The 14,052-nt window shown below is 65.6% G+C and carries 11 protein-coding genes; 10 read left to right on the forward strand and 1 reads right to left on the reverse strand.

Annotated elements, in window-relative coordinates; translation table 11 throughout:
• Window positions 1-14 precede the first annotated feature (14 nt).
• The gene (locus G3572_RS15980; RefSeq protein WP_164613703.1) at window positions 15-2,396 is read left to right on the forward strand and encodes a YbcC family protein; all 2,382 of its coding nucleotides are present in this window, start codon (window positions 15-17) and stop codon (window positions 2,394-2,396) included.
• A gap of 55 nt (window positions 2,397-2,451) precedes the next feature.
• Here the strand turns inward: G3572_RS15980 and G3572_RS15985 are convergent, their stop codons facing one another.
• A complete protein-coding gene (locus G3572_RS15985) occupies window positions 2,452-3,213 on the reverse strand; it encodes a DeoR/GlpR family DNA-binding transcription regulator (RefSeq protein ID WP_164613705.1) in 762 nt (253 codons plus the stop codon).
• 277 nt (window positions 3,214-3,490) lie between these two features.
• Between G3572_RS15985 and glpD the strand changes: the two genes are divergently transcribed.
• The 9 genes from glpD to G3572_RS16030 all read left to right on the forward strand — a co-directional run bounded on the left by glpD (window position 3,491) and on the right by G3572_RS16030 (window position 13,901).
• Window positions 3,491-5,053 (forward strand): glycerol-3-phosphate dehydrogenase, encoded by a 1,563-nt coding sequence (glpD, locus tag G3572_RS15990; protein WP_164613808.1) that lies wholly within the window; start codon window positions 3,491-3,493, stop codon window positions 5,051-5,053.
• Between the two features lie 10 nt (window positions 5,054-5,063).
• A complete protein-coding gene (locus G3572_RS15995) occupies window positions 5,064-6,164 on the forward strand; it encodes an ABC transporter ATP-binding protein (RefSeq protein WP_164613707.1) in 1,101 nt (366 codons plus the stop codon).
• Between the two features lies 1 nt (window position 6,165).
• Window positions 6,166-7,242 (forward strand): ABC transporter ATP-binding protein, encoded by a 1,077-nt coding sequence (locus tag G3572_RS16000; protein ID WP_164613709.1) that lies wholly within the window; start codon window positions 6,166-6,168, stop codon window positions 7,240-7,242.
• Window positions 7,242-8,114 (forward strand): carbohydrate ABC transporter permease, encoded by an 873-nt coding sequence (locus G3572_RS16005; protein WP_164613711.1) that lies wholly within the window; start codon window positions 7,242-7,244, stop codon window positions 8,112-8,114. The genes G3572_RS16000 and G3572_RS16005 overlap by 1 nt, the downstream gene beginning before the upstream one ends.
• On the forward strand, window positions 8,114-8,917 hold the full coding sequence (locus G3572_RS16010) for a carbohydrate ABC transporter permease (protein WP_164613810.1): 804 nt from the start codon (window positions 8,114-8,116) through the stop codon (window positions 8,915-8,917). Before G3572_RS16005 ends, G3572_RS16010 begins: the two co-directional genes overlap by 1 nt.
• On the forward strand, window positions 8,917-9,342 hold the full coding sequence (locus G3572_RS16015) for a DUF2160 domain-containing protein (protein ID WP_240335581.1): 426 nt from the start codon (window positions 8,917-8,919) through the stop codon (window positions 9,340-9,342). The genes G3572_RS16010 and G3572_RS16015 overlap by 1 nt, the downstream gene beginning before the upstream one ends.
• An 82-nt stretch (window positions 9,343-9,424) precedes the next feature.
• Window positions 9,425-11,146, forward strand: a complete 1,722-nt coding sequence (locus G3572_RS16020) for an ABC transporter substrate-binding protein (RefSeq protein ID WP_164613713.1) — start codon at window positions 9,425-9,427, stop codon at window positions 11,144-11,146.
• 146 nt (window positions 11,147-11,292) lie between these two features.
• The gene (gene glpK / locus G3572_RS16025; protein ID WP_164613715.1) at window positions 11,293-12,777 is read left to right on the forward strand and encodes a glycerol kinase GlpK; all 1,485 of its coding nucleotides are present in this window, start codon (window positions 11,293-11,295) and stop codon (window positions 12,775-12,777) included.
• Entirely contained in the window at window positions 12,774-13,901 is a 1,128-nt protein-coding gene (locus tag G3572_RS16030; RefSeq protein ID WP_164613717.1) for an iron-containing alcohol dehydrogenase, read from the forward strand. The genes glpK and G3572_RS16030 overlap by 4 nt, the downstream gene beginning before the upstream one ends.
• The last annotated feature ends 151 nt before the right edge of the window (window positions 13,902-14,052 follow it).

Genomic DNA, 14,052 nt, shown 5'->3' on the forward strand with positions numbered 1-14,052 from the left:
CGGGAGAGACGAGCATGTTCATGAAGCATTCCCAAATTGCCGCGTCGATCGCGCCGCGGTTCCTGCAGGCCGCCGAAGCCGCTGCGCGCGCCATTCCGCCTGCCTTTCCGCTGGATGCCACGGTGGCGGTGAACCCGTTCCTCGGGCAGACCGGCGAGGATCTGGCGGCTGCATCGGCGCGGCTGGGACGGGTGGCCGGAATCGGGCTGACGCTGCCGCGCGCCGAGCTTGCGGGGCGGGTCGCGGCCGGAGAGATCAGCGATGACGATCTGGTGGAGGCGCTGCTGGCCTGCGACTCGCCGGTGAAGCCGCAGGATCTGGGCTGGCTCAAGGCGCGGATGCGGCTGCCTGCCGCGCCGCCGGTGGCGCTGCCGACGGTGGCGCAGCTTGCGGCGGATGCGACGGGAATCGACTGGGGCGCGGTGCTGGCGCGCAGTTTCGGGCTGTGGGCAGCGGGGTTCTTTGACCGCGGGCAGGCGCTTTGGACGCCGCGGCCGGGGCATGGGGCCTTTGCCGCCTGGCGCGAATGGGCCACGCATGACCTGACCCCCGAGATCGCGGGCCTGCACGGGTTCTGCGCCCATGTGGCCGAGGCGCCCGACACCGCCGAGCGGGCGATCTTGCGCGCCTCGGAAACGCTGGGGCTGACGCCCGATGCCGCCGAGACGGTGTTCCACCGCTTGCTGGTCGATCTGGGCGGCTGGCCCATGCATGCGCGCTGGCTGCTCTGGCAGGCGGAACTGAAGGGCGGCACCGACAGCACGCTGGTGGAGCTTCTGGCGATCCGGCTGGTGTGGGAAGAGGCACTGCTGGCGCTTTGTCCGGTGGTGGGGGGGCAGTGGCGGGCCACGGTGGCGGCGCATGAAGCGCCGGTGCAACCCAGTCCAGACCAGGTGTTGGACGCGGTGCTGCAAGAAGCGGCAGAACGGGCGCATCAGCGCAAGCTGGCCAGCCTGCTGAGCGGCCCCGCCACGCCGAAGGACACCCCTGTGCTGCAGGCGGCCTTTTGCATCGACGTGCGGTCGGAAGTGTTCCGGCGGATGCTGGAGGCGCAGGATCACCGCATCGAAACCATTGGCTTTGCAGGATTTTTCGGCCTGCCCCTTGCGCATCGGCCAAGCGGCACCGATGAGGTGCAGGCGCATCTGCCCGCGCTGTTGTCGCCCTCGCTGGTCTCGACCAGCCATGCCAGCCCTGTGGCCGAGGCCGAGGCGCGGATCGGTGCGCGGGCGGCGCGGGCCTGGGGGCGGTTCCGGCAGGCGGCGGTGTCTTCCTTCGCCTTTGTCGAGGCGGCGGGGCCGCTTTATGGGGGCAAGCTGGTTCGCGACGCGCTGGGCCTTGTGCCCAATCCGCTGCAACCCGCGCCGATGCCACAGATCGAAGGCGGGCTGACGGCGGCGCAAAAGGCACAGACGGCGGCGGCGGTGCTGCGGGCGATGAGCCTGACCGAAGGCCATGCCCCTGTGGTGCTGCTGATCGGTCACGGGGCGCAACTGTGCAACAACCCGCATGAAAGCGCCTATCACTGCGGGGCCTGCTGCGGGCAGACCGGCGAGGTTTCGTCGCGGCTGCTGGCGGCGCTGCTCAATGACCCCGAAACGCGGCAGGGCCTGCCCGCGCTGGGGCTGAGCCTGCCCGCGCAGACGTTGTTTGTGGCAGGACAGCATGACACGGTGACCGATCAGGTGACCCTGTTCCGCGACTGCGCCGCGCCGGACCATGCCGATGCTCTGGCACAGGCCGAGGGCTGGCTGGCGGCGGCGGGTCTGCTGGCGCGGGCCGAGCGGGCGGCGCGAATGCCGGGGGCATCGGCACACACGCTGGCACGCCGTGCGGCGGACTGGGCCGAGGTGCGGCCGGAATGGGGGCTGGCGGGCTGCGCGGCCTTTGTCGCGGCCCCGCGCGGGGCGACGGCGGGACGCGATCTGCAGGGGCGGGCCTTTCTGCACAGCTATGACTGGACGCAGGACCGGAGCTTTGCCACGCTGGAACTGATCCTGACCGCGCCTGTCGTGGTGGCAAGCTGGATCAGCCTGCAATATTACGGATCGAGCGTTGCGCCGCAGGTTTTCGGCGGCGGCAACAAGCTGATCCACAATGTGGTGGGCGGCATCGGCGTGGTCGAGGGCAATGGCGGCCTGTTGCGGGCCGGTCTGCCCCTGCAGACGATCCATGACGGGGCGGGCATGGTGCATGACGCGCTGCGCCTGACGGTTCTGGTCGAGGCCCCGACAGAGGCGATCACGGCGGTGCTGGCCAAGCATGATTCCGTGCGGCAGCTTTTCGACAACGGCTGGCTGCATCTGTTTGCGCTGAATGGCGGGCAGATGTGCGCGCGCTATCGCCCCGGCCTGACATGGGAAGGCGTATCGGGCGCAGGGCAAGCGGCGGCCTGAGCTGTCCATGCCCCCCCGCACGCACGAAGGCAGGCGGGGGGTGCACCCCTGCCCGTCAGCAGGCGACGGTGACGCGGGTTCCCCAGCCTTCGCAGGCGGACATCAGGTTGTCGGGCAGGGGCTGATCGGTGAACACCGCATCCAGTTCCGACAGGCTGGCGATTCGCGCCGGAGCGGATCGGCCAAGCTTGCTGTGATCTGTCACCAGAAACGCCTGACGCGCCTGCCGCAGGATGGCGCGGCTGACGCGAACTTCGGCCAGATCGAAGTCGAGCAGGTCGCCATCACGGTCGAGCGCGGAGGTGCCGATGACCGCGAAATCGACCTTGAACTGCTCGATGAACTGTGTGGTCAACTCGCCGACCAGACCACCGTCGCTGCGCCGCAGCGCGCCGCCCGCCAGCATGATCTCGCAACTGGGATTGGCCAGCAACAGATTGGCAACATTCATGTTATTGGTCACGACGGTGATGTTGCGATGATGGACAAGTTCGCGGGCGACGGCCTCGGTCGTGGTGCCAAGGTTCATGATGATCGAGGCGTTGTCGGGGATGGCTGCGGCGCAGGCGCGGGCGATGGCGGCCTTTGCCGACTCGTTCATCTTGCGGCGGGCGTCATAGCCGATATTGGCCACGCCCGTGCGCGGCACCGCCCCGCCATGCACCCTGTCCAGATGCCCGGCCTCTGCCAGTTCGGTGAGGTCGCGGCGGATCGTCTGCAGCGTCACGTCAAACCGCTGCGCCAGATCTTCCACCACGACCCGGCCTTCCTGCCGGGCAATCTCGAGAATACCGCTTTGCCTAAAATTCAATGCCACAGATGCGTCCTTTCCTTCCCTTTTGCCATAACTCGGCGCGGTTTGTCACCGCCTGAAGTTTTGCGCCCCGTTATTCGTTTGCGCGCGGCTCCCGAAGAATACGTCAGATAAGCTGCCCTTTACCCGCGTAAATGTTCGTATCGAATATTTTCGCGCAAAAAGGAAAAAATACGATTGACGTGACGGGATCGGCTGGGGCAGGGTTGCGGCATGGGGGGGCAACCTTTCCAGGGGGGATTTCGACTTGGACAATGCAGCAAACGGTCAGCCGACCGATATGGCAGACCTGTTCATCATCGGCGGCGGCATCAACGGCTGCGGCATTGCGCGTGACGCGGCCGGGCGCGGCCTGTCGGTGGTGCTGGCCGAGCAGGGTGATCTTGCGCAGGGGACGTCATCTGCCTCGACCAAGCTGTTTCATGGCGGGCTGCGCTATCTGGAGTATTTCGAGTTCCGCCTGGTGCGCGAGGCGCTGGAAGAGCGGGAAACCCTGCTGGCTGCGATGCCGCATATCTCGTGGCCGATGCGCTTTGTGCTGCCCTATCACCGCGACATGCGCTTCGAGAGCGACACGCCGACAAGCCGCCTGCTGGGGCTGGTGATGCCCTGGATGAAGGGGCGGCGTCCGGCATGGCTGATCCGGCTGGGGCTGTTCCTGTATGACACGCTGGGCGGGCGCAAGATTCTGCCGGCGACGCGCACGCTGGACCTGACGCGCGACAGCGCGGGCAAACCGCTCAAGGCGAAGTTCGTGCGGGCCTACGAATATTCCGATTGCTGGATCGAGGATTCGCGGCTTGTGGTGCTGAACGCGCGGGATGCCGAGGCGCGGGGCGCGCGGATCATGGTGCAGACCCCTGTGGTCAGCGCGACGCGCAAGGGCGACCATTGGGAGATCGTGACGAACGGCCCCGGCGGAGCGGTCACCCACCGCGCCCGCGCGCTGGTGAATGCCGGCGGGCCGTGGGTCGAGGATGTGATCCGCAACGTGGCGCGCATCAATTCATCCGAAGGGGTCAGGCTGGTGCGGGGCAGCCATATCGTGACGCGCAAGCTTTACGACCACGACCGCTGCTATTTCTTTCAGGGCGAGGATGGCCGCATCATCTTTGCCATTCCCTACGAGCAGGACTTCACCCTGATCGGGACCACCGACAAGGACCACACGGGCGCGCCGAAAGCGGCGGTCTGCACCGACGAGGAGCGCGATTACCTGCTGGATTTCGCGTCGAACTATTTCGCAACGCCTGTCACCCGTGAAGATGTGGTCTGGACCTATTCGGGTGTGCGCCCCCTGTATAACGACGGGGCGAAATCGGCGACCGCGGCGACGCGCGATTATGTGCTGTCGCTCGATCAGGCGGGGGCGCCTTTGCTGAACGTGTTCGGCGGCAAGATCACCACCTATCGCCGCCTCGCCGAATCCGCGATGGAAAAGCTGGCGCCGTTCTTTCCCGCTGCCAAGGGGAAATGGACCGCGCGTCAGGCGTTGCCGGGGGGGGATTTTCCGGTGGATGGCGTTGCGGCGCTGACGGCGGCGCTGCGCACGGCGCATCCCTATCTGACCGCCTATCACGCCGCCCGCCTGATCCGCGCCTATGGCACGGAGGCGATGACGCTGCTGGGCAGCGCGAAGGCCTATGCCGATCTGGGCGAGGATTTCGGCGCAAGCCTGACCGAGGCGGAATTGCGCTGGCTGATGGCGCGTGAATACGCGCACAGCGCCGCCGATGTGGTCTGGCGGCGCACCAAACTGGGCCTGCGGCTGACACCGGCGCAGATCGCCCGCATCGACGAGTACATGACCAATCGGCGGGCGGTCAGCCCGGCGGCGGAATAAGGGAACGCGGATGGCTTTGGAATTGCACTCTGTGTCACGGTCGGTAGAGGGGCGGGTTCATATCCACCCGACGACCCTGACGCTGCAAAAGGGCACGATGAACGTGCTGCTTGGCCCCACTTTGTCTGGCAAGACCAGCCTGATGCGGCTGATGGCGGGGCTGGATGCGCCGACCACCGGACGCATCCACTGGGACGGGAAAGATGTGACGGGCCTGCGGGTGCAGGATCGCAAGGTCGCGATGGTCTATCAGCAGTTCATCAATTACCCCGGCCTGACGGTTTACGAGAACATCGCCTCGCCGCTGCGGATCATGGGGCGGGACGCCAAGGACATCGACAAGGCGGTGCGCGAGACCGCAGAGATGATGCGTCTGACCCCGATGCTCCAGCGCAAGCCGCTGGAACTGTCGGGCGGGCAGCAGCAACGCTGCGCGCTGGCACGGGCGCTGGTCAAGGGCGCGGGGCTGGTCTTGCTGGACGAGCCGCTGGCGAACCTTGACTACAAGCTGCGCGAGGAGTTGCGGATCGAGATTCCGCGCATCTTCGAAGCCTCGGGCGCGATCTTTGTCTATGCGACGACCGAACCCGAAGAGGCGCTGCTGCTGGGCGGCAATACCGCAGCCCTGCACGAGGGACAGGTGACCCAGTTCGGGCCGACCCCGCAGGTCTATCGCCAGCCTGCCGACATGACGACGGCACGGGTGTTTTCGGACCCGCCGATGAACTTCCTGCCCTGCACGAAGGCGGGTGGGCAGCTTGCCTTGGGCGAGGCGACGGCCCCCGCGACCGGCAGTTTCGCCGCGCTGGCCGACGGGCGCTATACCGCAGGGTTTCGCGCCAATCACCTGACGCTGGAGCGCACATCTGCCGATGCGGTGCCGTTCCGCTGCACGCTGGGCGTGACCGAGATCACCGGATCGGAGACGTTCCTGCACCTGAGGCACGGGGGCGACAAATGGGTGGGCCTTGTGCACGGGGTGCATGATCTGGCGGACGGAACCGAGGTGACGGTCTGGCTCGATCCGGCGCATGTCTACTTTTTCGATGCCGAGGGCCGTCTTGCGGCAGCGGCCGCCTATGCCCGCTCGGACGTCAAGGGAGCCGCGTAAGATGGCACAGATCACGCTCAAGAACCTTGCGCACAGCTATTATCCGAATGCGACCAAGGAGTCGGATTTCGCGCTGAAGCAGATGGATCACGTCTGGAAGGATGGCGGGGCCTATGCGCTGCTCGGCTCTTCCGGCTGCGGCAAGACCACGCTTTTGAACATCATTTCCGGTCTTTTGCGCCCGTCGCAAGGGCGGGTTCTGTTCGGTGACCGCGACGTGACCGATGCCGAGACATCCGAGCGCAACATCGCGCAGGTGTTCCAGTTTCCGGTCGTTTACGACACGATGACGGTGCGCGACAACCTTGCCTTCCCGCTGCGCAATCGCGGCATGGACCCGAAATATATTGCCGAGCGGGTGCAGGCCATTGCCCAGATGATCGGGATGGAGGACCGTCTGTCGCGCAAGGCCCAAGGGCTGACCGCCGATGCCAAGCAGAAGATCAGCCTTGGTCGCGGCATGGTGCGCGAGGATGTGAACGCCATCCTGTTCGACGAGCCGCTGACGGTGATCGACCCGCATATGAAGTGGGAACTGCGCACGCAGTTGAAAAAGCTGCACCGCGATTTCGGCCATACGATGATTTACGTCACCCATGACCAGACCGAGGCGCTGACCTTCGCCGACAAGGTGGTGGTGATGTATGACGGGCGGGTCGTCCAGATGGGGACGCCCGAGGAATTGTTCGAAACCCCGGCGCATACCTTTGTGGGCTATTTCATCGGCTCGCCGGGGATGAACCTGTTCAATGCCAAGATCGAGGGCAACCGCGCCCACCTGCAAGGGGCGTCGGTCAGTCTGGGTGCGGCCTATGGGCCACTAAGCGGCCGCACCCAGATCGGTATTCGTCCGGAATATGTGACGCTGAGCCGTGGCGAGGGCCTGCCCTGCCGCATCCGCCGTGTCGAGGACGTGGGCCGGCACCGGTTGATCCGCGCCGAGGTGGCGGGGCAGCCGATCAGCATCGTCGCGCCCGAGGGCATGGAGATTGGCGCGGACCTGACCCATGCCGCCTTCGCACCGGGCAAGATCAATGTCTATGCCGATGACTGGCGCGTAACGGGGGGGGCTGCGTGATGATAAAGACCCAGAACAACAAGGCGTGGTTTCTGGTGCTGCCCGTGCTGGTGGTGGTGGCCTTCTCGGCGGTGCTGCCGCTGATGACGGTGGTCAACTACGCGCTGAACGACACATTCGGCAACAACAAGTTCTTCTGGGTGGGGCTGGAGTGGTTCGAGGAAATGGTCACCTCGTCGCGTCTGCATGACGCCTTGGGCCGCCAGATCTTGTTCTCGGCCATCATCCTGACAATCCAGGTGCCGCTGGGGATCTACATCGCGCTCAACATGCCGAAAAAGGGGTTCTGGGCCTCGTTCTGTCTGGTGCTGATGTCGCTGCCGCTGCTGATCCCGTTCAACGTGGTGGGCACGATCTGGCAGATTTTCGGCCGCGTCGACATCGGGCTTCTGGGGCACACGCTGGGCGCGCTCGGGATTGACTACAATTACACCAACGACCCGTTCGACGCGTGGATGACGGTCATCGTGATGGACGTCTGGCACTGGACCTCGCTTGTGGCGCTGTTGGCCTATGCCGGGCTGCAATCCATCCCGCAGGCCTATTATCAGGCCGCCAAGATCGATCAGGCCAGCCGCTGGGCCGTGTTCCGCTACATCGAATTGCCCAAGATGCAGGGCGTGCTGCTGATCGCCATCCTGTTGCGCTTCATGGACAGTTTCATGATCTACACCGAGCCCTTCGTGGTGACAGGCGGCGGCCCCGGCAATTCGACCACCTTCCTGTCGATCGATCTGGTGAAGATGGCGATCGGCCAGTTCGACCTTGGTCCGGCGGCGGCGTTCAGCCTGATGTATTTCCTCGTCATCCTTCTTGTGTCCTGGGTGTTCTTTACCGTGATGACCAACCTTGATCGGCAGGAGTCCAAATGATGCGTGTGAAGCCTTCCGCCCTTGTGATGGGCCTGTACCTGCTGTTCCTGTTGCTGCCGATCTACTGGCTTGTGAACATGAGCCTGAAGACCAACACGGAAATCCTGTCCTCCTTCACCCTGTTTCCGCAGGAACTGACCTTCCGCAATTACATGGTGATCCTGACCGATCCGAGCTGGTACATGGGTTACATCAACTCGATCATCTATGTGACGATGAACGTGGTCATCAGCCTGGCCGTGGCGCTGCCTGCCGCCTATGCCTTCAGCCGCTACAGCTTCATGGGGGACAAGCACCTGTTCTTCTGGCTGCTGACCAACCGGATGGCCCCGCCTGCCGTGTTCGCGCTGCCGTTCTTCCAGCTGTATTCCTCGGTCGGCCTGTTCGACACGCATATCGCGGTGGCGCTGGCGCATTGCCTGTTCAATGTGCCGCTGGCGGTCTGGATCCTCGAAGGCTTCATGCGCGGGGTGCCGAAAGAGATTGACGAGACGGCCTATATCGACGGCTATTCTTTCCCCAAGTTCTTCGTGAAGATCTTCATGCCCCTGATCGCTTCGGGCATCGGTGTGGCCGCCTTCTTCTGCTTCATGTTCTCCTGGGTCGAACTGCTCCTGTCGCGCACGCTGACCTCGGTCAACGCCAAGCCGATCGCGGCCACCATGACGCGGACGGTGTCGGCCTCGGGGATGGACTGGGGCGTGCTGGCAGCCGCGGGGGTGCTGACCATCGTGCCGGGGGCCTTGGTGATCTACTTCGTCCGCAACTACATTGCCAAAGGCTTCGCCTTGGGGAGGGTGTGATGACCGCTTCGAACAACGCCGCGGCCAAGGGCGCCAACTGGACGCTGATCAGCCTGTCTGCTGCCGCCGTGATGGGGGCCATCCTGGGCGCGCTGCTGCTGGCGGCGCCACGGCAGGACGGCGCCATCGCATGGTTCGCCCCGATGAACCCCGGCGGCTGGATGGCATGGACCCTGCCCGTCGCCCTGTTCTTCTGGACGATCGCCTGTCTTCTGGTGACCTTCACGCTGCTGGCGATCCGCTTTCCCGAAACCCCGCGTGTCGGCGTTTTGCGGATCGAAACCACGCGGGGCGATCGTCTGTTCATCTCGCTTCTCGGCTCGGCCTTCATCTGCCTTGGCTGGCTGTTCTTTTTCGGCGCTCCGCTCTGGGGTGCCGTCATCCTCTGCCTTGTCTATGCCGCAGCGGTCTTCCGCTGGGTCTAGGCAGGACGGCCACGACCGGACACAGCACAAAGACTGCGCCCGGCACCACATCTGTTGACTGATATTTCTGGGAGGAAATGGAATGAGACTTCGTCACACTGCCACCGCCATGGCGCTTGCGCTGATGGCCACGGGATCGGCCCCGGCCTGGGCCGACATGAACGCCGCCAAAGCGTTCCTCGACGCGGAAATCGGCGAGCTGTCCACGCTGTCGCGGGCCGAGCAAGAAGCAGAGATGCAGTGGTTCATCGATGCCGCTGCGCCGTTCAAGGGCATGGAAATCAAGGTGGTGTCGGAAACCATCACCACGCACGAGTATGAATCCAAGGTGCTGGCCCCGGCCTTTACCGCGATCACCGGGATCAAGGTCACGCATGACCTGATCGGCGAAGGCGACGTGGTGGAAAAGCTGCAGACGCAGATGCAGTCGGGCGAGAACATCTATGACGCCTACATCAACGACTCGGACCTGATCGGCACCCACTGGCGCTATCAGCAGGTGCGCATCCTCGATGACTGGATGGCGGGCGAAGGGGCGGCGGTGACCAACCCGAACCTCGACATCGCCGATTTCATCGGCACCAAGTTCACGACCGCGCCGGATGGCAAGCTGTACCAGCTGCCTACCCAGCAGTTCGCCAACCTCTACTGGTTCCGTTACGACTGGTTCAACGACGAGAAGACCAAGGCCGATTTCAAGGAGAGATACGGCTATGATCTGGGCGTTCCGCTGAACTGGTCCGCCTATGAGGACATCGCCGAATTCTTCACCGGCCGCGACATGACCTATGCCGGTGGCCCCGCTTCGGCCTGGGGCAACATGGACTACGGCAAGAAGGACCCCTCGCTTGGCTGGCGCTACACCGACGCGTGGATGTCGATGGCCGGCATGGGCGATGTGGGCGAGCCCAACGGCCTGCCGGTCGACGAATGGGGCATCCGCGTGGACGAAAACTCGCGTCCTGTCGGGTCTTGCGTTGCGCGCGGCGGTGCGACCAACGACGCAGCGGCCGTCTATGCCGTGACCAAGGCGATCGAGTGGCTGCAGAAATACACCCCGCCAGAAGCCCAGGGCATGACATTCGGCGAAGCCGGTCCGGTTCCGGCGCAGGGCAACATCGCGCAGCAGATGTTCTGGTACACCGCTTTCACCGCCGACATGGTCAAGGAAGGCCTGCCCGTGATGAACGAGGATGGCACGCCGAAGTGGCGCATGGCCCCCTCGCCGCACGGCACCTACTGGCAGGATGGCATGAAGGTCGGCTATCAGGACGCCGGATCGTGGACGCTGATGAAATCCACTCCGGTGGACCGCGCACAGGCGGCATGGCTCTATGCGCAATTCGTGGTGTCCAAGACCGTGGACGTCAAGAAATCGCATGTCGGCCTGACCTTCATCCGCGAGTCGACGATCGACCACGAAAGCTTCACCGAGCGCGCGCCGAAACTGGGCGGTCTGGTCGAATTCTACCGCTCGCCCGCCCGCGTGCAGTGGTCGCCGACCGGCACCAACGTGCCGGATTACCCGAAGCTGGCGCAACTGTGGTGGCAGAACATCGGCGACGCCATGTCGGGGGCAAAAACCCCGCAGCAAGCGCTTGATGCCCTGTGCGAAGAGCAGGAGCGCGTGATGGAGCGGATCGAGCGCGCGGGCGTTCAGGGCGACATCGGCCCGAAACTGAACGAGCCGCAAGATGCGCAGGTCTGGCTCGATGCTCCCGGCGCGCCGGTGGCCAAGCTGGAGAACGAAAAGCCGCAGGGCGAGACCATCAGCTATGACGAGCTGATCAAGTCCTGGCAGTGATCTGAACCAAGATGGGGCAAGGCGCAGGCTTTGCCCCATTTTCTGTCTTCAAATATCCCCGCCGGAGGCTCCTGCCGCCGCTGTCGGATGCCTCCGGCGGGGATATTTAAGGACAGAAAATACCAAAAGCCTCTGAAAGACATGCCATGACCCATATCCTTGCCATCGATCAGGGCACCACCTCCAGCCGCGCAATCCTGTTTGATGCCGGGTTGCAGGTGGTCGCTTCGGCGCAGGAAGAGTTCACGCAGCACTATCCGCGCCCCGGCTGGGTCGAGCACGATCCTTCCGACCTGTGGTCCACCGTCGCTGCCACGGCACGCGCGGCGATGGAACGGGCCGGTGTCAAGGCGGACCGGATCGCCGCCATCGGCATCACCAACCAGCGCGAGACGACCCTGATCTGGGACCGCGCGAGCGGGCAGCCGATCCACCCCGCCATCGTCTGGCAGGACCGCCGCACCGCCGACACCTGCACCGCGCTGAAAGACGCGGGCCACGAGCCGATGATCACCGAGCGCACCGGCCTGCTGCTCGACCCCTATTTCAGCGCGACCAAGGTGAAATGGCTTCTGGACCATGTCGAGGGTGCGCGGGCGCGGGCAGAAGCGGGGGAGCTGGCCTTTGGCACGGTGGACTCCTGGCTGATCTGGAACCTGACCGGCGGGCGGGTCCATGCGACCGATGCCACCAATGCGGCGCGCACGATGCTTTACAACATCTCGACCGGACAATGGGATGCCGAGATCTGCGCGCTGATGGGGGTGCCGATGGCGCTGCTGCCCGAGGTCAAGGATTGCGCCGCCGATTTCGGGGTGACGCGGGCCGATCTGTTCGGGCGCGAGATCCCGATCCTCGGGGTGGCGGGCGACCAGCAGGCGGCCACCGTGGGGCAGGCCTGCTTTGCCCCCGGCATGATGAAATCGACCTATGGCACGGGGTGCTTTGCGCTGCTCAACACCGGGGCCGACCGGGTTCCGTCGACGCATCGGCTGTTGACGACGATCGCCTACCAGCTTGACGGCAAGCCGACCTATGCGCTGGAAGGGTCCATCTTCATTGCTGGCGCGGTGGTGCAATGGCTGCGCGACGGGCTGAAGATCATCCGCCATGCGTCAGAGACCCAAGGCCTTGCGGAAGCCGCCGAGGAGGCGCAGGGCGTGGTTCTGGTGCCTGCCTTCACCGGGCTTGGCGCGCCCTATTGGCGGCCCGAGTGCCGCGGGGCGGTCTATGGGCTGACGCGAAACTCGGGTCCGGCGGAACTGGCGCGGGCGGCGCTGGAGTCGGTCGGGTATCAGACGCGCGATCTGCTGGAGGCGATGCGCGCCGATTGGGGCGCAGCGGCGGACGGGGTGTTGCGCGTCGATGGCGGGATGAGCGCGTCGGATTTCGCGATGCAATTCCTGTCGGATATCCTTGGCGCGCCGGTAGACCGTCCGCGCGTGACCGAGACGACGGCGCTCGGGGCGGCCTATCTGGCCGGATTGCAGGCGGGGCTCTGTGACGCGCCAGAAGCCTTTGCTCAGGGCTGGGCGCTGGAACGGCGGTTCGAGCCGAAGATGGACGAGGCCACGCGCGACGCCAAATACGCGCGTTGGGGCCGCGCGGTGCAGGCGACGATGTCGGTATGAGCTTCGCCATCCATCAGCCGCCGCAGATCCTGTTCGGCCGCGGGCGGGCGGCAGAGGCGGCAAAGGCGGCGCGCGCTTTCGGTCCGCGGGGCGTTGTGGTTCATGGCCGCGATCCGGCGCGGGCGGCGGCGCTGCTGGCTGCGCTCGGGCCCGGGGCACTGGCGCTGCCCTGCCCCGCCGAGCCGAGTTTGCCGATGCTGGAGGACGCGACGCAGCGCGCCCGCGCCCATCGGCCCGACTGGGTTCTGGCGATCGGGGGCGGCGCGGTGCTCGACTTGGGCAAGGCGCTGGCCGCGATGATCCCCGCGCCGGGCGAGGCGCTGGACCATCTGGAGGTGGTGGGCAAGGGGTTGCCACTGGTGGCGGCGCCGCTTCCCTTCATCGCGGTGCCGACCACGGCGGGCACAGGCGCGGAAGTCACGAGAAATGCGGTGATCGGGCTGCCGGACCACCACGTCAAGGTGAGCCTGCGCGATATGCGCATGATCGCGCGGGTGGCGATTGTCGATCCGGCGCTGACCGATCATTGCCCTTGGCCGGTGACGCTGGCATCGGGGCTGGATGCGGTGGCGCAGGTGATCGAGCCCTATGTTTCGATCCGCGCGACACCTTACAGCGATGCCATCGCGGAGCCGGTGATCGAGACGGGGCTGCGCGCGCTGATGCGGTTGCAGGCGGGAGAGGATGCGGCGGCGCGCGATGCGCTGGCATGGACCTCGCTGTGCGGCGGGCTGGCGCTGGCGAATGCGGGGCTTGGGGTGGTGCATGGCTTTGCCGCCGGGATCGGCGGTGCAACGGGGGCGGCGCATGGGGCGATCTGCGGCGCGCTGCTGGGGCCGGTGCTGGCCATGAACCGCGCGCGCGCGACCGGAGAGGCGCGGCGCAGACTGGATCATGTGTGCGGCATCCTTGCGCGCGTCTTGGGCGGCGCGCCGGACGAGGCACCGATGCGGCTGGCCGACTGGGCGCATGGGGCGGGATTGCCGCGACTGTCTGCGCTTGGCGTCACGCCCGAGGCGCATGCCCGCTTTGCCTCGAGGGCGCAGGGGGCGTCCTCTACCAAGGGCAACCCCGTGACCTTGTCGCATGACGATCTTTGCACCATTCTGGAGCGCGCCGGATAGGGAGTGCCCCCGCGGCCTCGACCACGGAAGCCAGACCAATGCCCTGCCGCACATGAAACGCGCCGGGGTGCGTGAACTATCTGCCCTTGATCGCAGGACGGCCCACGTCGTCCGGGGCGAACGGACAGCGGCTTTGGCGCGGGCTGCATCA

The organism is Pseudotabrizicola algicola (genome assembly GCF_010915705.1).
GTDB lineage: Bacteria > Pseudomonadota > Alphaproteobacteria > Rhodobacterales > Rhodobacteraceae > Pseudotabrizicola > Pseudotabrizicola algicola.

What these genes read in the sequence shown, in the direction of transcription:
- G3572_RS15980 (WP_164613703.1), top strand. Translation starts at nt 15, where the DNA reads ATGTTCATGAAGCATTCCCAAATTGCCGCGTCGATCGCGCCGCGGTTC.
- glpD (WP_164613808.1), top strand. Translation starts at nt 3,491, where the DNA reads ATGGCAGACCTGTTCATCATCGGCGGCGGCATCAACGGCTGCGGCATT.
- G3572_RS15995 (WP_164613707.1), top strand. Translation starts at nt 5,064, where the DNA reads ATGGCTTTGGAATTGCACTCTGTGTCACGGTCGGTAGAGGGGCGGGTT.
- G3572_RS16000 (WP_164613709.1), top strand. Translation starts at nt 6,166, where the DNA reads ATGGCACAGATCACGCTCAAGAACCTTGCGCACAGCTATTATCCGAAT.
- G3572_RS16005 (WP_164613711.1), top strand. Translation starts at nt 7,242, where the DNA reads ATGATAAAGACCCAGAACAACAAGGCGTGGTTTCTGGTGCTGCCCGTG.
- G3572_RS16010 (WP_164613810.1), top strand. Translation starts at nt 8,114, where the DNA reads ATGCGTGTGAAGCCTTCCGCCCTTGTGATGGGCCTGTACCTGCTGTTC.
- G3572_RS16015 (WP_240335581.1), top strand. Translation starts at nt 8,917, where the DNA reads ATGACCGCTTCGAACAACGCCGCGGCCAAGGGCGCCAACTGGACGCTG.
- G3572_RS16020 (WP_164613713.1), top strand. Translation starts at nt 9,425, where the DNA reads ATGAGACTTCGTCACACTGCCACCGCCATGGCGCTTGCGCTGATGGCC.
- glpK (WP_164613715.1), top strand. Translation starts at nt 11,293, where the DNA reads ATGACCCATATCCTTGCCATCGATCAGGGCACCACCTCCAGCCGCGCA.
- G3572_RS16030 (WP_164613717.1), top strand. Translation starts at nt 12,774, where the DNA reads ATGAGCTTCGCCATCCATCAGCCGCCGCAGATCCTGTTCGGCCGCGGG.